Genomic DNA, 20,490 nt, shown 5'->3' on the forward strand with positions numbered 1-20,490 from the left:
GATGACCGAATATGAAACTGTAATCGGATTGGAAGTCCATGCCCAGCTGGACACCGCGACCAAGATTTTTTGCGGCTGTTCGACCGCATTTGGCGCTGAGGGGAATACCCAGACCTGCCCCATCTGCTTGGGAATGCCGGGTGTTTTACCCGTTCTGAATAAAAAGGCGGTCGAGCTGGCCATCCGCTCGATTTTGGCCGTCGGGGGAACGGTTCAGCCCAAAAGCATCTTCGCCCGCAAAAATTACTTTTATCCCGACCTGCCCAAAGGGTATCAAATCTCGCAATACGAAAGACCGCTTGGCTTGGGCGGTTCGTTAACGATTCATCTGGACGGTTCAACCAAACGGGTCGGCATCACACGCATTCATCTCGAGGAAGATGCCGGAAAATCGTTTCACCCCGAGGGGCGGGCCATTGACTACACCTTGGTGGATGTGAACCGCTGCGGGGTGCCGTTGATAGAAATCGTTTCCGAGCCGGATATCCGTTCGTCGGAAGAGGCCTATGCCTATCTGGTCACTCTCAAACAGATATTGCAGTACACGGAAGTAAGCACGGCGGACATGGAGAAAGGAAAGCTTCGCTGTGACGCCAACGTTTCCATCCGGCCCAAGGGACTGAAAGAGTTTGGTACGAAAACGGAGTTGAAGAATATGAATTCTTTCCGGGCCGTACAGAAAGCCCTTGACGTTGAGATTGCCCGGCAAATCAAAATAGTTGAAAGTGGCGGCAAGGTTATTCAGGAAACCCTGCTGTGGGATGAGGATAACCAGTCCGTACATCCGATGCGGGCCAAGGAGTTTTCGGACGATTACCGCTATTTTCCGGAACCGGATTTACTGCCTTTGGAGGTTTCCACCGACTGGCTGGAAACGGTGCACAAGGCAATGCCGGAGTTGCCGGAAGCAAGACGGAGACGCTTTGTCGAGACCCACCAGCTTTCCGATTACGACGCCTCTCTCTTAACCTCCGAGCGGCCGGTGGCGGATTACTTTGAGACGGTGATTAAATCATTCCCCAACGCGAAGACCGTCGCCAATTGGATAAGCGTGGAAATATTTAGGTTCCTTAAAGAAAAAAGGATTTCCATTGACGAGTTGAAGGTGTCGCCGGTTGAGCTGGCAACTCTTTTGAAAAAGCTGGATTCCGGTGCCCTCTCCAACAATATGGCCAAGGAGGCCTTGGCCGAAATGGTGGAAACCGGCAAGACGGTTGAGACGGTCGTAAAGGTGAAGGGGTTGGTGCAGGAATCGGACGAAGCCGTTTTGGATGGTTGGGTGCGGGAGGTAATCGCTTCTTTTCCTAAACAGATGGCAAGTTATAAAGGTGGGAAAAAACAGCTCTTGGGGTTTTTCGTAGGGGAAACGGTTAAAAAAAGCGGGGGAAAGGCGAATCCCAAGCTGGTGGCAAACCTGGTAAAAAAGCACCTTGGCGAGTAGGCTTTCCGTCTGGGTCTCCGGTTCGGGCTCCAATCTGGAACGGATTGTAGAGGCCAGCCGCAACGGGGAAATTCCCGCTTCCGTTGTTTTGGTCGTCTCCGACCGGCCCGGAATCTTGGCTTTGGAACGGGCTGCAAAGCATTCCATTCCATCCGCGGTCATATCCAAAAAGGATTACGAAAGTGAGGGGGCCTATGCCTTGGCGCTTATGGAACTGCTCAAAAAACATCGCGTTGATTTAATCTGCCTGGCGGGATATCTGAGAAAGGTGCCAAATGAAGTGGTGCGCGCCTATAGCGGCAGAATCTTGAATCTCCATCCCGCCCTTTTGCCCAACTACGGCGGCAAAGGATTTTTCGGCCGCACCGTGCACGAGGCGGTTTTGGCTGCCAAGGAAAAAGAGACCGGGGCGACCGTTCATTACGTGGATGAACAATACGATCATGGTTCCATAATCCTTCAAAAAAAGATTCCCGTTTTGCCAACCGATACTCCCGAAACACTGGCCGAACGGGTCCATCAACTTGAATACGAAATCTATCCTGAAGCCATCAAGCTGGTTCTGCAAAAGCTGGCTCGCCGGTAGCCTGATTTTCGGGGCCTTTTTTTGCACTAGGGCCTGGGCCGATTCACTGGAAACGGCCGTTCCCAAAATCCGCTCCGTAGTAATCGAGCGGCAGGATATCTTTCCCGCGGAAGAGGAAAGCCTCTGGCTGTTTCGGCTGGCCAACCGGTTTCACCTGCGAACAAAAGAGCCGGTCGTCCGGCGCGAGCTTTTGCTGAAAGCGGGCGAAAACTACGATTCCGTCTTGGCGGAGGAGAGCGAGCGGAATTTGCGAGCGTTGGGGATTTTCGGATCGGTTTTGGTGACCCCGCATATCATTTCCGATTCGCTGGTTGACCTGTTGGTCGAAACAAGCGACCAGTGGACGACCAGCGGCAATTTTGCCTTCGGGGGCGGGGGAGGGGCCTACGAATTCTCGCTCGGGTTTGAAGAGGAGAATCTACTGGGTTGGGGGCAGCGGTTCGAGCTGCTTTATGAAGAGAGCGACTTGCGGGTGGGGAGGTGTGTCTCTTTCTATGACCGCAAGCTTCTTTCCAGGCCGGTCTCCCTTTATTGGATTGCCGAAAGCCGATCGGACGGGGATTATTATCTTATTGAGGCCGCCCGGCCGCTTTATTCTTCGAGGGACAAGTGGGGTGCCCGCCTGCAGGGTTTAACCTATACCGACCGGCTGCGCTTTTTTGACCACGGTGAGGAGCGGTTCTATTTTCAGCAGAAAGTAAGAGAAGCCTCGTTTTCCGTTCTGCGGTCATGGGGCAGGGAATTCAAAACGAACGCCTCGCTCGGCTATACAATAACTCAAAATCGGTTTTCCGGGCCGTTTTATTTCTTTTCGGCCGACACTGTTCATACGCCGGGTCGATACGGGTTTGTTCCGCCGGAGGAGCGGGTGCACGCGTTCACCGCCGCCCTTAATTGGTATGTGAATCGTTTTTCGGAAGAGCGGTATTTGGACAACTTTGGGGTGGTTGAGGATGTCCGGAACGGCGAGTCGGTTTCGTTTGAATATGTCTTTGGGGCAAAGTTTTTGGGTTCCTCCCTCTCCCGCCACGAACTGGCTTTTTCAACCGGCACAACCCGCAAAGCGGGCAGGCATCTTTTCCAAGTTGTTGCCGGAAACCGGACCTCTTTTTTGTCCCAAAATTGGGAAGGAAGTTTTTGGCAGGGGAACCTCCGTTATTATTGGCGCTGGACCGAACGCCAAACGACGGCGTTCCGGTTTGACCTGTCAACCATCAACGGCCTTTCCCGTTACGGTCAATTCCTTTTAGGAGGGGAAAAGGGGCTGCGGGGATACGAGGCGCGAACGCTTGCCGGCAGCCGGATGGTTTTGGGGACGGCGGAGCATCGGTTTTTTGGCCCCAATCTTTTTTCCCTTTTCGGTTTGGGGGGGGTCGTTTTTGTTGATTTTGGCGAGGCCTGGAAAGCGGATGAGAGGTTCCAGTCGAACGAACTCAAAGGAAATTGGGGCGCCGGACTGCGGCTGGGACTTTTGCGTTCCTCACAGTTTCGGGTGTTGCGCTTTGACTGGGCGCGCCCTTTCGGTTCGGGCGGCTGGATTTTCACCTTCGGAACGGGGATGAGTTTCGAACTTGAATAAATGCATTTGGATTCTGATTGGCGGAATCTTTATCGGCCGATTGGTTATGGCACTTGTTTTGCCCCTTACCCCGCAGGAGGCCTACTATTGGAATTACTCCCGCCACCTTGCCTTGAGCTACTTTGACCATCCTCCTTTGACGGCTTGGACAATTTTTATTTTCACGTTGTCGTTCGGCCATACCGAACTGGCCGTCCGGCTGCCGGCGCTTTTGTATTCCGCCGGGGCTTTTCTTGTTCTTTATGCGTTGGTTTGTAAATTGGCGGGGCCCCGACCCAAGGAATTTCTGCCGCTGCTTTTGTCCCCTTTTTTCGTCATCGGCGGGTCGCAGATGCTGCCCGATTCTCCTTTGCTTTTCTTTTTTGCATTGGCCCTTTACTTCAGTTATCGGGCGGCGGTGGAGGGAGACGAAAAGGCTTGGTACGGCTTTGGTGCGGCGGCCGGATTGGCTTTGCTTTCCAAATACAGCGCTGTTTTAATTTTTGCCGGTCTTGGGATATATACGCTGTTAACCAGGAGCCGGCTTTTTTTGCGTTTGCGAAGTTTTTGGATTTCCCTCCTTCTGTGCGGACTAATCTTTGGACCAGTCATCGTCTGGAACGTCCAAAACGATTGGGTCTCCTTCCTTTTCCAATCCGCCCGCCGGGCACAGGAATTATCCGAATTCAGCTTGTACAATTTTGGACGCTATCTGGTCACGCAAATTTTAATCGTTTCACCGGCCCTTTGGCTGGTGGGCTGGCGGGCTTTGTGGGTCGGTATTCGTGAAGGATGGGGAGGCGCCAATCAGCAGGCCTTGTTTCTGGCCGCTTTTGCGCTTCCTTTTTTGGGGGGATTTACACTTCTTTCCTTTTTTTACTGGGTGAAACTGAACTGGCTCTGGCCGGGGTATTTAGGCGCGACCACTTTGGCCCTTCTTCTCGCTTCGCAGGGGAAAATGAGCTTTTGGTTTAAAACCAGTTTGGCTAGTTCGTTTGCCTTTCTTGGGCCATCTGTGTTCCTGCTTTTTTATCAGCCCCTGGCTGTAAACTGGCCGGGAAACAGCTTGGCCGGCTGGAGGGAACTGGCGGAAAAAGTGGAGAGAATGAGAAAGAAGCAGAGAGGGGATTGGCTCGCAGCCGGGTATGAATACAAAACCGCCTCGGAATTGGCTTTTTATCTTCCAGGCCGACCGGAAACCTATTCCAATCCGCTCATCGGCCGGCCCGGGCTGCAGTACGATTTCTGGTTCGACAAGAAGAAAGTCTTGGGAAAAAACCTTCTGTTCGTGGTTGACCGGCGGGACCGATTGAACGATGCGCCAGCCGTTCTCTCCCGCTTTTTCAAACGTGTTGACGACCCCGATTCATTGGTTGTAAAGAGCGGACGGGGATACGTCACCACCTTCTATATATATCCCTGTTACGATTATAAGGGGGGATAAACTTGCGTAAAACAAATTTTTCCCCATATTTGCCGGTATGACAGACATAACGGATACGGCCGCAGCTTTGTTGAAAACAGACTTGCCTGGACTTCCGCTTTTCCGGCGCGGAAAAGTGCGGGACATCTACGATTTGGGGGACTACCTGCTTTTGGTCGCCACCGACCGGCTTTCCGCCTTCGATGTGGTGATGCCGGAAGGGATTCCGGACAAGGGGAAGATTTTGACCGCCCTGTCGGTTTTCTGGTTTGAGTTTCTTGCTGACGTTGTCCCCAATCATCTGGTGGCCTGCCGGGTTGAGGACTTCCCAAAGGATTTGCAAAAACATCGCGACCAGCTGGAGGGACGCTCCCTTTTGGTCAAAAAAGCCCGGCGCATCGATTTGGAATGCGTGGTACGGGGCTACATCGCCGGGTCGCTTTGGAAGGAATACAAAGCTGCACGGGGGGAAAACGGCAAGCCGGTGCAGTTGTACGACTACCATTTTCCCGGCGATTTGCTCGAATCACAAAAGCTGCCGGAGCCGATTTTCACTCCGGCCACCAAGGAAGACACCGGTCACGACCAGAATATTTCGGTTACGGAAGCCGGAAATCGATTCGGTATGGAGACCGTTGACCAGTTGAGGCGTCTTTCGCTTGCCATTTTCCACAAAGCGGCCGGCTACGCGGCGTCCAAGGGAATCATTTTAGTGGACACCAAGTTTGAGTTTGGCTACATTGATGGAAGGCTTTCGTTGATAGACGAGGTGCTCTCCCCCGATTCCTCCCGTTTTTGGCTCGCTTCGCAGTATCAGCCGGGCCGCCCGCAGGACGGATTTGACAAACAATTTGTCCGCAACTACCTCGAATCGATAAATTGGGACAAAAAGCCGCCCGCCCCGCACCTGCCCGAAGATGTAGTCTTGAAAACCCGTGAAAAATATATCGAGGCCTATCGTCTTTTGACCGGCCGGGATTTTTGATGGCGACGGAAGAGGTTTTGATTGAGGAAGAGAGGGTGACCGACCGGATCGCGGTCAAACGGGCTCTGGTTTCGGTTTACGACAAATCAAAGCTGGAACTTTTGGCGGAGATTCTGAAACGCCATTCGATAGCCGTTTTATCGACCGGCAAGACGCTGGAGGTTCTGGCCAAACTGGGCGTTTGGGTCGAATCGGTGGCGGCCTACACCGGCTCGGAAGAAATTCTGGACGGCCGGGTGAAAACCCTCCATCCCAAACTCTTTGCCGGTATCCTTTCACGCCGTACGAAAGAAGAGCATCAAACTACAATGAAAAAACAGGGATGGGAAAATATTGACTTGGTGGTGGTAAATCTCTACCCCTTTGAGGCCACCATACAGAAGGCGGGCGTCACGGAAGAAGAGGCGGTCGAAAACATTGACATCGGCGGGCCTTCGCTTCTGCGTGCGGCGGCCAAAAACTTTGAATCGATTGCCGCGATCACGAGCCCGGATGAGTATGAACTCCTTGGGAAGGAATTGCAGAAAAACAACGGGTCTTCCACGCTCGAGTTCCGTAAAAGCTGCGCCCGCAAGGTGTTCGCCTTGACCGCGCGGTACGACGAGCTAATCAGCCGGTATCTTTCCGAAACGGAAATGGGCGTTTCGGAGGGTTTGCCGGAGAACATTCGCATGGAGCTTCTTAAAAAACAGGAACTGCGCTACGGTGAGAACCCCCATCAAAAAGGGGCTTGGTATTCTGCCGGCGAAGGATGGGGAGCGGACAGCTTCGAAATTTTAGGCGGCAAGGAACTTTCCTATAACAACCTTCGCGATTTGAACGCCGCTTACAAACTATGCTTGGAATTTGACGAGCCGTTTGCCGCCATTTTCAAGCATACCAACCCCTGCGGTGCGGCGGTCGGAAAAACGCTGGCGGAAGCGTATCGGGATGCCTACGAGTGTGACCCCCTTTCGGCTTATGGAGGCATTGTCGGATTAAACCAGAAAGTGGATTTGACTACGGCTCGAGCACTGAATGATTCGGTTTTTCTCGAATGCATCTTGGCACCCGCGTTTGCGGCGGATGCGCTGGAACTACTGAATGAAAAGAAAAACCGGCGCATCGTCGCCTGCCGGAATTGGAAAAGTCACGGGGGGAGCGGTTTTCGGCTTTTCCATCTGGAAGGCGGTTTTTTGGCGGAAAGCGTGGATACCGCCGTCTCGGAAAAGCAGGATCTGCAAGTGGTTTCGAAGCGAAAGCCGGGCGAGGAGGAAATAGAAAGTTTGCTTTTTGCCGAAAGAGTTGCCAAGCACACCCACTCGAACGCCATTGTATTAGTTCAAGGGGAAAAAACGGTCGGCATTGCCGGCGGAATCACATCGCGGGTGGATGCCGTCTGGCTGGCTCTGCACAAAGCGGGCGGCCGGGCCAAGGGCTCCGTTCTGGCTTCAGATGCCTTTTTCCCGATGCCGGACGGGGTGGAAAAGGCGGCGTCGGGCGGAGTGATTGCCGTTTTGGCTCCCTCCGGTTCAAAAAAGGATGCGGATGTGATTGCGGCTGCTGACCGGGCCGGCGTCAGTTTGGTTTTTTCCGGCCACAGGCATTTTCGGCATTAAAAGCTTGGCAAATCTGCCCCCAGGTTTTACCTTATAACCCAGCTATGAATGACGAGCGGCTTTTGGAGGCGGTCACCTTTTTGGTGGAAAAAGCCTGCCCGGAGCGGCAATCAGGCAAGGACTACCAAAAGGAGCTTTCCTATTGGTCGGCCCAGTTGGGGAAAATGGGTTTCTCCGACCGTGAAGTGGGTATGGCCTTGAGCTGGATTCTGGAACGCTTTGGTCCGCAGGGGGAGAGAAGGCCCACTCCTTCCTCCATACGGATTTTTTCCGACGCGGAAATATCCTTTTTTACGGCGGATGCCTTTTCCGCCTTGGTGCGTTACTACGCCCTGGGTCTTTTGCCTGCTGACCGGCTTGAACTTCTTTTGGAAAAGGTGAGCTGGGCCGGGAAGGCGCCGGTGGACCGGAAGAATCTGGAATGGCTGGTTTCGATATTGATATTTTCCCCGGCGGAACGGATGATGGGATACCCGGCGGACCCGGCTTCCACTACCCCGAACGCAGGCGGGGTGCACTGATGCTTTCCGGCAAAAAGATTCTGGTGGGGGTAACCGGCGGAATCGCCGCCTATAAGACTCCGTTTTTGGTACGGCAACTGGTTGAGGCAAAGGCCTCCGTACGGGTAGTGATGACCGAGGCGGCGCATCATTTCGTCACCCCCCTCGTTTTGGAAACGCTTTCCGGCAACCCGGTGTCGTCCGAGCTATTTCCGCAGCAATTTGCGTCCACCCACCATATTGAGCTGGCCCGCTGGCCGGATTTGATTGTGGTGGCTCCCGCCACGGCCGATTTCATCGGGCGGGTCGCGAACGGCTTGGCGCCGGATTTGTTGTGCAGCATCCTTTTGGCGACAAAAACCGAGGTTCTTTTGGCTCCGGCGATGAACACTGAAATCTGGCGCCATTTCCAAGTGCAGGAAAACTGCGCCAAGCTGGAAAAGCTCGGATTTCAATTTGTAGGGCCGGAGGAGGGGAAGTTGGCTACCGCCTCGGAAGGGGAGGGGATGGGGCGGATGAGCGCGCCGGAGCAAATTTTCAACAAAATGGATGCGATATTTGCCGACCGGGAGCTTTTGAAGGGGAAAAGAATCATCGTCACCGGCGGGCGGACGGAGGAAGCCATCGACCCGGTGCGGTATTTGTCAAACCGCTCCTCCGGCAAGATGGGGGCGGCTTTGGCCAAAAACGCCGTTTATATGGGGGCAAAAGTGACTTTTGTGCACGGCCGGATGTCCATCGAGCCGCCGGGGAATACGGAAAACGTTTTTGCCGCCACGGCGGAGGAAATGCAAAAGGAGCTGGCCGGGCTGTATCCGAAGAGCGACGCGGTGATAATGGCGGCGGCGGTCTCCGATTTCCGGCCGGAAAAGGTGAGCAAGGAAAAAATCAAACGGGAAGGGAAAATGACTTTGAATTTGCTCCCCAACCCGGACATTCTGGCCCGGCTGGGAAAGGCCAAAAAAAAGCAAAAACTGGTGGGTTTTGCCCTTGAAACTGGAAACGGGCTTACGAACGGGAAGAAAAAACTGGAAGAGAAGAATCTGGACATTTTGGTTTTCAACCGGGCGGATCTTCCGGACGCCGGGTTTGACGTGGATACCAACCGGGTGACTTTGTATTTTCCTTCCGGAAAAAGAGAAGAAGTGCCCTTGGCTTCCAAGGATGAAGTGGCGCGGGTGATTTTACGGAAGCTGGCGGGGATTTTGTGAACTCGAAAGAAAAGCTGAAAAAATATCTGGCCCAACGTGTGGAGTTGGGGGTGAGCGAAGCGGTGCTGCCGCCAAAAACAGTATCAACAAAGACGTCAACGGTGGCCTCGTCTCCAGTGGTAAAGCAGGCGACGCTTTTCGGCGGGCCGGCGGCCGGTTTGAAGGAGAATCCGGTGCGGCCGGATCCGGGGCGGACTTTGGAATCGTTTTACCACGAAATCAAGGACTGCGTCCGCTGCCCCTTGGGGCACACCCGCACCAAGTTTGTCTTCGGCGTGGGGAATCCCAAAGCGGATATCATGTTTGTCGGCGAGGCGCCGGGAAGGGACGAGGATTTGCAGGGGGAGCCGTTCGTCGGGCGGGCGGGCAAGCTTTTGGATAAAATTCTGGAAGCGACCGGGTTTCGCCGGGAAGAGGTGTATATTGCCAACGTTTTGAAATGCCGTCCGCCGGAAAACCGGGACCCCCAGCCCGATGAGATGGAAACCTGCTCCCCATATCTTTTGGAGCAGATTCGCTTAATCAATCCCAAATTCATCGTTTGCCTGGGCCGCATTGCCGCGATGCAGCTTCTGGAAACGAAACTCGCGCTCGGAAAACTGCGGGGCGCCTTCCACGACTTCAACGGCATCAAGGTGATGGTCACCTATCATCCGGCAGCGCTTTTGCGCTTTGCGGAATATAAAAAGGATGTCTGGGAGGATATGAAGGTTTTGAGAAAAGCGTATGACGGGGTGGTGTTGAAGTAATGGCCGACCGGATCCGGTTTGAAACCGAAACGGAAACCGCCGAGCGCATCCCTCCCAGCAATCTGGAGGCGGAGCGGGCCGTTTTGGGGGCGATGCTTCTGGACAAGGAGGCGATCGGCCGGGCGCTTGAAATCCTCGACGAGGATGCCTTTTACCGTCCCGCCCACCAAAAGATTTTCCGAACCATGATAAAACTCTACGACGCTTCCGAAGCCGTCGATTTGACCACCCTTTCGGAGGCGTTGGTCAAATCGGGTGAATTGGAGGAAGTGGGGGGGCGGCTTTTCCTGGTCTCGTTGGCCGAGGGGGTGGCCACCTCGGCCAACATCGAGTACCATTCCCGCATCGTTCTGGAAAAATCCACGCTTAGACGGATGATAGAGACCGGCACGCAAATCGTCTCCTCCTGCTACGACCCTACGGCGGACGTGGACGAGCTTCTGGACCAGGCGGAATCGAAAATCTTCGCCATTTCGGAAGTGCGGACCAAAGAGGGGTTCGTGCCTTTGGGCTCGATTTTGCCGCACACCTTTGAATCGATTGAGGAATACCATCGTCAGGAGGGGGCCATCACCGGGCTGGCGACCGGCTTTACGGAGCTGGATGCCTTGACCGGCGGGCTGCAGCCCTCCGATTTGATTGTGGTGGCGGGGCGCCCTTCGATGGGGAAAACGGCGTTTGTTTTGACCATCTGCGAGCAGGTCGCCGTGGAGCAGCAGATTCCGGTGGCGGTTTTTTCCTTGGAAATGTCCAAACAGCAAATCGCCCAGCGGATGCTCTGCAGCCGGGCGCGGGTTTCCTGGCACCGGATGCGCACGGGGCGGCTGGCGAACGCCGAGTGGACCAACCTGGGAATCGCCGTCGGGCCGCTTTCCGACGCGAAAATCTTTGTGGATGATTCCCCCAACATCGGCATACTCGAGATGCGCGCCAAGGCCCGCCGGCTGATGTCCCAGCACCAAATCGGGCTATTGGTCATCGACTATATGCAATTAATGCATGGTCCGCGCGGAGCGGAATCCCGCCAGCAGGAAATCTCCATCATCTCCCGCTCACTGAAGGGGCTTGCCAAGGAGCTGGACATCCCGGTGGTGGCGCTTTCCCAGCTTTCGCGCCAAGTGGAGGTGCGCGGCGGCGACCGCCGCCCGCAACTCGCGGATTTGCGGGAATCGGGCGCCATCGAGCAGGATGCCGACGTGGTGGCCTTCATTTACCGCCCCGAGATGTACAAAATCGACCGGGATAAGGAGGGCCGTTCCCTCGAAGGGGTGGCGGAGGTGATTGTCGCCAAGCAGCGCAACGGCCCGACCGGCTCCGTACGATTGACCTTCCTCAAGGAATACGCCCGCTTTGAGAATATGGCTTCCCTTCCAGAGGCTGTTCCATCGGGCGGCGGGCCGGCTCCGTTTTGATGGTGCGCATCCCCTTTCGATTCAATCGCAACGCAAGGACTTTCTCTGCTTCGCTTCCCACATTGGAGAGGATATTAAATGCCCCGCACGGTAGAGCTTGAATATGTCGGCGGAAAAGTGGTTCGTTTTTTCGCCCACACGGGGGCGGTTTTCATTCTGCTCGGCCGCACGGTTGTCGCTTTTGGCGAAATCGGAAAGCGCATCGGCCTCTGGTTCGACCAGATGCTCTTCGTCGGTGTCCGCTCGCTGCCGCTCATCGTCATCACGTCGGTTTTCACCGGCGGCGTCTCCGCCTGGCAGGCGGCCTATCAGTTCAAGGGGTACATCCCTTTGCGTTACCTCGGTACCGCCGTTGGCAAGGCCATCGTCATCGAATTAGCCCCTGTATTGACGGCATTGGTCGTGGCCGGCCGCGTCGGTGCGGCGATGGCGGCGGAAATCGGCACGATGAAGGTGACCGAGCAGGTGGATGCCCTTGAGGCGATGGGAGTAAACCCGGTATCCTATCTGGTTTTCCCCCGGGTGGCGGGCTCCATCATCATGCTCCCCGTTCTCACGGTATTTGCCGACTTTATTGCCATCATGGGGGCGATGGCGGTGGCGGTTTTCTTTGTTGGGCTCTCCGGCGAGATTTTTCTAAACGGCGTGAAGCTGTTTTTCCACGTTTCCGATTTGGTTTCCGGCCTGGTGAAAGCGGCGGTTTTCGGGCTTATCATTTCGCTGGTCGGCTGCTACCACGGCCTTTCGGCGGAGGGGGGGGCGGAAGGGGTCGGCCGTTCCACCACCCGGGCGGTGGTCTGGGCCTCGGTTTTGATTTTGGTTTCGGATTACTTGATTGCGACATTGTTGTTCTCGATTTAGAATGTCCCGGGAGCAGGGGCTCCCGGGCTACCCGGAGAAAAACAGGATTGATTGAAATCATCGATTTGCACAAAAGCTTCGGCAAAAAGGTTGTCCTGGACGGGGTGAATTTGACCCTCCGGGACGGGGAGACGGTGGTCATCATCGGCGGTTCCGGCACGGGAAAATCGGTGCTCCTGAAACATATCATCGGTCTTTTGGAGCCGGACAGCGGGCGGATTATCGTGGACGGCACCGATGTCGGCTCCGTGCGGGGAGAGGAGCTGTACCACCTGCGCAAAAAATTCGGAATGGTTTTCCAGAACGGGGCGCTTTTCGATTCCCTCACCGTCGCAGAAAATGTCGGCCTCCCCCTGCGTGAGCATACCAACCTCAAAGAGGAGGAGATTTTGGAAATCGTCCGGGAAAAACTTTCACTGGTCGGGCTTTCCGGGGTTGAAAATCAAAAACCGGCCGAGCTCTCCGGCGGGATGCGCAAGCGGGTGGCTTTGGCCCGGGCCTTGGTCGCCGAGCCGGAAGTGATGCTCTACGACGAGCCGACCACCGGTCTGGACCCGATTATGGCGGACGTCATCAACGAACTGATACTCGATTTGCGCAAGCGTCTCGGAAACACCGCCGTGGTTGTGACCCACGATATGGCCTCCGCCTTCAAAGTCGCCGACCGAATCTGCATGCTTTTCAAAGGAAAGATCATCTGGGACGGCTCCCCTGCGGAAACGCGCGAAAGCCGCGACCCCGTGGTCCAGCAATTTATCACCGGCACTTCCGTCGGGCCGATACAGGTGGTCTGATGCCGGCGCTCAAGACCAAAACCGCCTACGTCTGCCAGAGCTGCGGCACGGTAGAGCCCCGCTGGCTGGGGCGCTGCCCCTCCTGCGGCGGGTGGAATACTTTTGTTGAAGAACGGGTGGAGCGGAAAACCTCCAAGCCCGCGGCTTCCTTCGAGGAACCGGTTGCCTTGGAAACGGTCACCAACGGTGAAGCGGGGCGGATTCCAACCGGAATACCGGAGTTTGACCGGGTATTGGGAGGAGGCGCCGTGCACGGCTCGGCCATTTTGGTCGGCGGCGACCCGGGAATTGGAAAATCGACTTTGCTTTTGCAAGTCGCGGGGAAATTGGCGCGGCAGGGAGAAACCGTCTTGTATGTCTCCGGGGAAGAATCACTTCTGCAACTCAAATCCCGCGCCCAGCGGCTGGGGATTCATCAGCAGGGGATTTGGTTTTTGGCTGAAACACGGCTTGAAGTCATCCTGGAGCAGTTGAAGAAAATTAAGACCAAGGTCTTGATTTTCGACTCCATTCAAACCATCTCCTCCGGCCAGCTTTTTTCCCCGCCCGGCTCGGTCGGGCAATTGCGGGAGGTTACGCAGGCCCTGATTGAACGGGTCAAGGTCTCCGGGGAGATACTTTTTCTGGTTGGGCACGTCACCAAGGATGGTTTTTTGGCCGGGCCTAAGGTTTTGGAGCATATGGTGGATACCGTTTTGTACTTCGAAGGGGAAAAGAACCACTTCTATCGCATCCTTCGGGGGGTGAAAAACCGCTTTGGTTCGACGGCCGAAATCGGTATATTTCAAATGACCGAAAAAGGGTTGGCGGAGGTGGAAAACCCCTCCGGCTTTTTCTTGGGAGAACGGGCCGAGGCCGCCTCCGGGTCGGTCGTGGTGGCGGCCTTGGACGGCAACCGGCCGCTTCTTTTGGAAGTGCAGGCGTTGGTGGCCCCGACCCCTTGGGGTACGCCTCAGCGGGTAGTAGGCGGGTTTGACGCCCGGCGGCTTTCCTTGATTCTGGCGGTTTTGGAAAAGAGGCTGGGACTTTCCTTCGGGACGAAGGATGTTTTTGTCAACGTCGCCGGTGGAGTAAAAATTGAAGAGTCGGCCTGTGATTTGGGATTCGCCCTTGCTTTGGCCTCCAGCTTGGAGGATATCCCCTTCGACTCCAAATCGGTGGCGGTCGGAGAAGTCGGTTTGGGTGGGGAAATCCGGGGAATAAGCCAGGCCGAGGCCCGGGTTGCCGAAGCCCAGAAAATGGGTTTTGAGCGGATTTTAATCCCCCTGACCAACGCCAAGGGGCTGCGGAAATTCGAAATTGAAGTGGTGGGAGTTCGGAAGATGGAAGAGGCGTTGAAGAAAGGTTTGAAGTGAGTTTGGCAGTAGCCAGCGAAACAGGAAGTTTCGCGGTTGACGCAGTTGACAAAATAAGCGCCGCCCGCAGCGGGTTGATGAAAACTTCTCATGGCGTTTTCCAGACCCCGGCGTTTGCTCCGGTTGCCACGGCGGGGAGTGTTAAAACACTCCTGTTTGAGGAAGTCCGCTCGCTGGGCGCCGAAATCGTCCTTTCCAACACCTACCATCTTTATCTGAAACCGGGAGTGGAGGTTATCCGACTGGGGGGAGGATTGCACCGCTTCATTAACTGGGAAGGACCGATTTTGACCGATTCGGGCGGTTTTCAGGCCTACCGGCTCTCGGAGTTTTTCGACTATCAGGAGGAAGGGGTGGCCTTCCGCTCCCATTGGGACGGCTCGCCCCACTTCTTTTCACCGGAAAAGGTCTTGGAAATCCAGCATATTTTTGGTTCCGACCTGATAATGCCCCTTGATTTCTGCCCGCCTTATCCGGCGGATGAGGCGTTGGTCGCCCGTTCCGTCCGGATAACCACCGAGTGGGCCAGACGCTCCAAGGTCTGGTGGGATTCGCACGAGCGGATGTCCCACTGGGGACAAAAGCAGGCCCTTTTCGGAATCGTGCAGGGCTCCACCAGTCCGCTTTGGCGGAAGCGCTCGGCTTTGGAACTGGCGGAGCTGGAATTCGACGGGTATGCCTTGGGCGGACTTTCGCTGGGAGAATCGAAGGAGGAAACCTTTTCGATGGTTGGCGTAGCCGTTGAAAATCTGCCGGCCGACAGGGTGCGCTATCTGATGGGGATGGGAACGCCGGTCGATTTGCTTTTTGGAATTGGGCAGGGGATCGATCTTTTTGATTGCGCCCTGCCGACCCGCAACGCCCGCAACGGAACGGTTTACAATTGGAGTGGTAAACTCGTATTGAAAGGGGCCGGTTTCAAGGACGACTTTGGCCCCATCGACGAACGCTGCGGCTGTGCGGCCTGCCAAAACTACACCCGGGCTTACATCCGGCATCTTTTCAACGCCAAAGAGATTACCGGGATGCACTTGGCGACTTTGCACAACCTATGGTTTTATCAGGAACTTTTGGGGGCCGCTCGCGAAAAGATACGTGCGGGTGAGTTTGCGGCTTTCAGAAAACAGTTTATCGAACGGTACAGAGAGGAGGAAGCTTGATCGCTTCGGCTTTACTTTTAATGGGAGGAGCCCCCAGCCAGGGGGGGGGGAATTTCTTCATGCAAATTCTGCCCCTGCTTTTAATCATCCCGATTTTCTATCTTTTTCTAATCCGCCCCCAGCAGAAAAAGCAAAAGGAGCACCAGCGGATGCTGGCCGAGCTAAAGAAAGGGGACCGGGTGGTCACCTCCAGCGGCATTATCGGCTCCATCTGGGGGATTGACGAAAAGGAGAACAAAATCGTTTTGAAAGTGGGGGAGGAGACCAAAATCGAATTTCTGCGCTCCGCCATTGCCGGCAAGCTGGAGTCGTAGTGGTTTTGGAAATACGGAAATACGGCGACCCGGTTTTGCGCCAAAGGGCCGAGCCGGTGGCCGTGTTTGATGAAAAATTGGCCCGCCTGGCAGCGGATATGATGGCTACGATGGAGGCCGCCAACGGAGTCGGTCTGGCCGGGAACCAGGTGGGCGTCCTTAAACGAATCTTTGTGGCCGATACGGCCAGCTTTGAATTGACCGGAAAGAAACTCGCCGTCGTGAACCCGGAAATTGTCTTCCGCTCCTCCGAGGAAGTCATCGAGGAGGAGGGATGTTTGTCCATTCCGGGGGTGTATGCCGAGGTGCGGCGGCCGAAGAAAATAAAGCTGGCGGGCCAGAACCTGAAAGGGGAAAGAATGGAGTTGGATGCGGAGGATATGATTGCCCGGGTGTTTTGTCACGAAACGGACCACTTAAACGGGGTTTTGTTCATCGACCACCTTTCGGCCTTGGAACGGGACTTGCTGAAAGGAAAGCTTTCGGAGTTGAAGAAAAAAGCGGCGTTGTGAGGGTGGTTTTCATGGGGACGCCGGAATTTGCCCTTCCCTGTCTGGAAGCGCTTGTCCGCTCCAAACATAAACCGGTCGGCGTGGTAAGCGCGCCGCCGAAGCCGGCCGGAAGGGGACAGAAAGTCAAATCTTCACCGGTTGAAGTTCGCGCCCGCGAACTCGGCCTTGCCGTTCAAACACCGGAAAGGCTGAATGACACGGGCTTTTTGGGATGGCTCCGGGACCTGAATCCTGACGTGGCCGCCGTGGTCGCCTTCCGCTATCTGCCGCGGGAGGTTTTTGCTTTGCCGCGCAAAGGAAGCGTCAACCTGCACGCCTCCCTTTTGCCCAAATACCGCGGCGCCGCTCCCATCAACTGGGCCATCTACAACGGGGAGCGGAAGACCGGCGTCACCACCTTTCTTCTGGACGACCGGGTGGACACGGGCGCCATCTTGGCCCAGCGGGAATGCCCCATCGGCCCGGATGAAACGGCCGGGGAACTCGCGGAAAAACTTTCCCGACTGGGAGCGGAGCTTCTTTTGGAAACGCTGGACGGACTGGAAGCCGGAACCTTGATTCCCGTGCCCCAGACGGAAGCGGGCGTAACTCTGGCCCCCAAGCTGAAAAAAGAAGACGGATTTATCCTTTGGGAGCGTCCCGCTTTGCAGGTCCACAACCAAATCCGGGCCTTTTCCCCCGCCCCCGGTGCCTTTGGCAAGTTGGGGGGCGAAGTTATAAAAATTTATCGATCGAGAGTCCTTCCTTCAGATGCTAAAAATACCGCCAAACGCCCCGGGAGCTGGCTTTGCTTTGACGGCCGCACCGGGCTCGCGGTTTGCTGCGGCGAGGGGGGCGTGGAAATTTTGGAGCTCTCTTTGGAAGGAAGAAAAAAATTAACCGGGCCTGAGTTCGCCCGCGGCCAGAAGCGACTGGCCGACAAAACCTTTGAGTTGAAAATATGATAAAAAATCCATTGGCATGGTTCAAGCAGAAGGAATCGAAAAAACAGCCGCCAAAGCTCTCCAAGGAGATCGTCATCAACGCCTCCGAGTACGAAACCCGCATCGCCCTTCTCGAAGAGGGCCGGGTGATGGAACTGATGGTGGAGCGCGCCGACCGGGAGCGGATAGCCGGCAACATCTACAAAGCGAAAGTCAACTCCATCCTCCCGGGGATGCAGGCCGCTTTCCTGGACATCGGGCTGGAAAAATCCGCCTTTCTGCACGTTTCCGATTTGGCCTGGCACTACGGAGGGCAGAAGGATGAGGAGGTGGAGGAGTTCGAGGAGGACGCCCCCGCTCCGGAGCGCCATCGCTTCCGGGCCTCCATCGAGGAGATTCTGAAAAAGGGGGAGGAGGTTCTCATCCAGGTGGTCAAGGAGCAAATCGGCACCAAGGGCCCCCGGGTCACGACTGAACTTGCCCTGCCCGGCCGTTTTATCGTTCTGATCCCCGGCGGGCGCTCTGTGCGGGTTTCCAAGCGGATTTCAAACTGGGCGGAAAAAAGGCGTTTGAAGGAACTGGTCTTAAAACACCTTCCCGCCGGTTTCGGAGTCATCATCCGCACGGAAGGGGAGGGGAAGGAGGAAAAGGAGTTCGCCGCCGATTTGAAAAGCTTGCTGCACCTGTGGAAAAGGGTTTCCCGTTTGTCCCCCCGGGTCAAAGCGCCGGCGCTTTTGCACAAGGAAAGCGGCAGCACGGTCTCCGTCATCCGGGATTTGTTCACCTCCGACGTGGACCGGCTGGTCTGCGACAACAAGGATGAATACCGTCAAATTCTCCGCTACTTAAAGGAAGTGGCTCCGGATTTGCGTTCCAAAGTGGTGCTCTACACCGAGCCGGTGCCGATTTTCGACCTATACGGCATCGAGCCGGAAATCGACAAGATGCTGGAGCGGAAGGTCTGGCTCAAGCGGGGGGTGTACCTGGTCATCGACCAGACCGAGGCCTTGGTCACCGTGGACGTAAACACCGGCCGGTTCGTGGGCAAGGACAACCAGGAGCAGACCATTTTCCGCGCCAATATGGAAGCGGCCAAGGAGATTGCCCGCCAGATACGGCTACGCGACATCGGCGGGCTTATCATCGTGGATTTTATCGATATGCCCTCCCGCGAGCACCGCCGCCGGCTTTTTGACGAGTTCCGAAATGCGATGAAAAGCGACCGTTCCAAATACGCCATCAGCCCGATTTCCGAATTCGGGCTTATCGAAATGACCCGGGAACGGGTGCGCCCCAGCTTGATTTTCACCCTCTCCGATTCCTGTCCCACCTGCAGCGGCTTCGGGCGCATCTTGTCGCGGGAGACACTGGCCACCAAAATCGAGCGCTGGTTCCGCCGGGCCAAGGCCGGTTCCAACACCCGCTCGTTCAAGCTCATCATCCATCCCTTTTTGGCGGAGGCCGTGGCGGACGGCGCCGGCAACCGGATTTCCGGTTTGGCCAAAAGCTTGAAGCTGGATATCGACGTCATCCGCGACACCTTCACCCCGCCGGATCAGTTCCGGGTTCTGGAGGCGGACACCAAAAAGGAAGTAACCGAGATGTTTATGAAATAGAGGAGCGCCTCAATTTGGCGGATTTGCTAACAGGGGAACGCCGTGGTTAAGAAAACTGCTTTAAGTAATAACACTACATCTGTTGGCGACAAATCCCCGCTGCAGTTGCCGTCCGCATTTTGGAGCGGAGCAGGAAAAGAGTGTCCTGAAAAAACCGCGTTTATCTCCAGCACAACGTCTGTCGCCGTGAGCATTTCATCCAGGTTCAAATCCCCTTTCAGAAGCCGAACGAATTTTCCGGGGGCCCCGAAGAGAAGTTGAATAAACTCAATTTGGTTTGTATAGCGGCCATCCCGCCAAGCCACAAAAGCCTTACCCGCTTCATTGACCGCAAGACCTGGCCTGTCGCGCCAGCGATTGTTGGGGTCTGTAGTGTTGACGTTAATGTCAATGCTGGGAGCAAAACTTTGGCCGCTATCCAAACTGTAAGAAAAAAAGATTTTTTGCTTCCCAAAAGGACTGTCTTCTCGCATATAGGCCACATAAAAAATGTCGTTTGTAAAGGCCAAGGAGGGATCGAATGGAGCCGTGTTGAAAGTAAGGTCACTGTCGTCGTCCACTCGCACACTTGGGGAAAAGGTCTGGCCGTAGTCGAAGCTAACGGAAAAGTGTAAGATGTGGTTGAGAAAATTATTCATGAGCCGTGTACCGTCCCAGGCAATACCGATTAGGCCTCCTGGAGCAAGAGTCATACTTAACCTTCCCGTGGTCCACAAAGGGTCGTTGGCAAGTGTGCGAAAATTAAAACTCTGTCCGGAATCATCGCTTCGGGCTACTACAATCCCGCTTTGCCCGCCGGTTGTCCCGTGGTAAGCAACGTATACCCGCCCACTGTCATCCGCCGCAATATCTCCGGGAAAACCTCTCGTACCCGGTTCGCTGACCTGAACATTTGGCGTAAAAGTCTGGCCGCCATCATAGCTGGCGGAGGCAAAAACAGAATAGGGGTTAGTTCTATAATCAAGCCAAGCCACAAAAATATGGCCCTTGTTGTTGAGGGCTAACGCCGGAGCTGCCGCCCCTGCCGGGGCACCCGTATCATCGGTGACTCGAACCTGAGCGCCAAAGGAGGTGCCGCCGTTGGCCGATTTGCGGAAAAGGATGTCGCCGCCGTTCGCATAGACCAAGTAGATAACCCCGGCGCTGTCCACCCGCATCGAAGGATACCATCCGGCATCCGCATATACGTTCGACCCAAAGGTCTTCCCTCCATCCGGTGATTTGGCAAATAAAATCCAAGATCCGTAGGGATCGTACCGGTCTTCATGCCAAATTACGTACACGGTATCCCCCCGGTAGGCCGTGTAATGCTGACCGGTGCTGTAAAAGTAGAGAGAGTTACCATCGTATTCCCCGGATTCGGTTATTTTCACATCTGGAGAAAAAGCGTAGATACTGTCGGGTTGGCTGAAGGCGGCGGGTGCTAAAGCGAAAAAGAAGAATCCGGCCGACAATATGAGCTTCATTTTCGCATCCTTTAATCCCTTTCCTT

At 55.4% G+C, this 20,490-nt stretch carries 19 protein-coding genes; 18 read left to right on the forward strand and 1 reads right to left on the reverse strand.

All coding sequences use genetic code 11. The annotated features are described in order from the left end of the window. Position 1: 1 nt before the first annotated feature. From gatB to VNL73_04085, 18 genes are all read left to right on the forward strand, one after another. Positions 2-1,441, forward strand: coding sequence for an Asp-tRNA(Asn)/Glu-tRNA(Gln) amidotransferase subunit GatB (gene gatB, locus VNL73_04000; protein HXF48576.1), 1,440 nt, complete (start codon positions 2-4; stop codon positions 1,439-1,441). Then, on the forward strand, positions 1,431-2,027 hold the full coding sequence (gene purN, locus VNL73_04005) for a phosphoribosylglycinamide formyltransferase (GenBank protein ID HXF48577.1): 597 nt from the start codon (positions 1,431-1,433) through the stop codon (positions 2,025-2,027). The genes gatB and purN overlap by 11 nt, the downstream gene beginning before the upstream one ends. Beyond that, a complete protein-coding gene (locus tag VNL73_04010) occupies positions 1,966-3,606 on the forward strand; it encodes a BamA/TamA family outer membrane protein (GenBank protein ID HXF48578.1) in 1,641 nt (546 codons plus the stop codon). Before purN ends, VNL73_04010 begins: the two co-directional genes overlap by 62 nt. Beyond that, positions 3,599-5,029, forward strand: a complete 1,431-nt coding sequence (locus VNL73_04015; protein HXF48579.1) for a glycosyltransferase family 39 protein — start codon at positions 3,599-3,601, stop codon at positions 5,027-5,029. Before VNL73_04010 ends, VNL73_04015 begins: the two co-directional genes overlap by 8 nt. A 37-nt stretch (positions 5,030-5,066) precedes the next feature. Then, positions 5,067-5,993 (forward strand): phosphoribosylaminoimidazolesuccinocarboxamide synthase, encoded by a 927-nt coding sequence (locus VNL73_04020; protein HXF48580.1) that lies wholly within the window; start codon positions 5,067-5,069, stop codon positions 5,991-5,993. Then, a complete protein-coding gene (gene purH, locus VNL73_04025; GenBank protein HXF48581.1) occupies positions 5,993-7,591 on the forward strand; it encodes a bifunctional phosphoribosylaminoimidazolecarboxamide formyltransferase/IMP cyclohydrolase in 1,599 nt (532 codons plus the stop codon). Before VNL73_04020 ends, purH begins: the two co-directional genes overlap by 1 nt. A 44-nt stretch (positions 7,592-7,635) precedes the next feature. Further along, positions 7,636-8,112 carry a DUF494 family protein gene (locus VNL73_04030; GenBank protein HXF48582.1) on the forward strand — a complete coding sequence of 159 codons (477 nt, stop codon included), beginning with the start codon at positions 7,636-7,638 and terminating at the stop codon, positions 8,110-8,112. Further along, on the forward strand, positions 8,112-9,302 hold the full coding sequence (coaBC, locus tag VNL73_04035; protein ID HXF48583.1) for a bifunctional phosphopantothenoylcysteine decarboxylase/phosphopantothenate--cysteine ligase CoaBC: 1,191 nt from the start codon (positions 8,112-8,114) through the stop codon (positions 9,300-9,302). The genes VNL73_04030 and coaBC overlap by 1 nt, the downstream gene beginning before the upstream one ends. Further along, positions 9,299-10,051 (forward strand): uracil-DNA glycosylase, encoded by a 753-nt coding sequence (locus VNL73_04040; protein HXF48584.1) that lies wholly within the window; start codon positions 9,299-9,301, stop codon positions 10,049-10,051. Before coaBC ends, VNL73_04040 begins: the two co-directional genes overlap by 4 nt. Continuing rightward, entirely contained in the window at positions 10,051-11,463 is a 1,413-nt protein-coding gene (dnaB, locus tag VNL73_04045) for a replicative DNA helicase (protein ID HXF48585.1), read from the forward strand. Before VNL73_04040 ends, dnaB begins: the two co-directional genes overlap by 1 nt. Before the next feature lie 78 nt (positions 11,464-11,541). Beyond that, positions 11,542-12,324, forward strand: a complete 783-nt coding sequence (locus VNL73_04050) for an ABC transporter permease (protein HXF48586.1) — start codon at positions 11,542-11,544, stop codon at positions 12,322-12,324. 47 nt (positions 12,325-12,371) lie between these two features. Next, on the forward strand, positions 12,372-13,118 hold the full coding sequence (locus tag VNL73_04055; protein ID HXF48587.1) for an ABC transporter ATP-binding protein: 747 nt from the start codon (positions 12,372-12,374) through the stop codon (positions 13,116-13,118). Beyond that, complete coding sequence (gene radA / locus VNL73_04060) at positions 13,118-14,473, forward strand: DNA repair protein RadA (GenBank protein ID HXF48588.1); 1,356 nt, start codon at positions 13,118-13,120, stop codon at positions 14,471-14,473. Before VNL73_04055 ends, radA begins: the two co-directional genes overlap by 1 nt. 53 nt (positions 14,474-14,526) lie before the next feature. Beyond that, complete coding sequence (tgt, locus tag VNL73_04065; protein ID HXF48589.1) at positions 14,527-15,633, forward strand: tRNA guanosine(34) transglycosylase Tgt; 1,107 nt, start codon at positions 14,527-14,529, stop codon at positions 15,631-15,633. Between the two features lie 59 nt (positions 15,634-15,692). Then, on the forward strand, positions 15,693-15,947 hold the full coding sequence (gene yajC / locus VNL73_04070; protein HXF48590.1) for a preprotein translocase subunit YajC: 255 nt from the start codon (positions 15,693-15,695) through the stop codon (positions 15,945-15,947). After that, positions 15,947-16,459 carry a peptide deformylase gene (gene def / locus VNL73_04075; protein HXF48591.1) on the forward strand — a complete coding sequence of 171 codons (513 nt, stop codon included), beginning with the start codon at positions 15,947-15,949 and terminating at the stop codon, positions 16,457-16,459. The genes yajC and def overlap by 1 nt, the downstream gene beginning before the upstream one ends. Continuing rightward, a complete protein-coding gene (gene fmt / locus VNL73_04080) occupies positions 16,456-17,403 on the forward strand; it encodes a methionyl-tRNA formyltransferase (protein ID HXF48592.1) in 948 nt (315 codons plus the stop codon). Before def ends, fmt begins: the two co-directional genes overlap by 4 nt. Continuing rightward, positions 17,400-18,998: an Rne/Rng family ribonuclease gene (locus tag VNL73_04085; GenBank protein ID HXF48593.1), complete on the forward strand. Its 1,599-nt coding sequence runs from the start codon at positions 17,400-17,402 to the stop codon at positions 18,996-18,998. Before fmt ends, VNL73_04085 begins: the two co-directional genes overlap by 4 nt. Before the next feature lie 26 nt (positions 18,999-19,024). Here the strand turns inward: VNL73_04085 and VNL73_04090 are convergent, their stop codons facing one another. Then, positions 19,025-20,464: a sialidase family protein gene (locus VNL73_04090; GenBank protein ID HXF48594.1), complete on the reverse strand. Its 1,440-nt coding sequence runs from the start codon at positions 20,462-20,464 to the stop codon at positions 19,025-19,027. Positions 20,465-20,490 lie beyond the last annotated feature (26 nt).

The organism is Verrucomicrobiia bacterium, assembly GCA_035574275.1.
Classification (GTDB): Bacteria; Zixibacteria; MSB-5A5; order DSPP01; family DSPP01; genus DSPP01.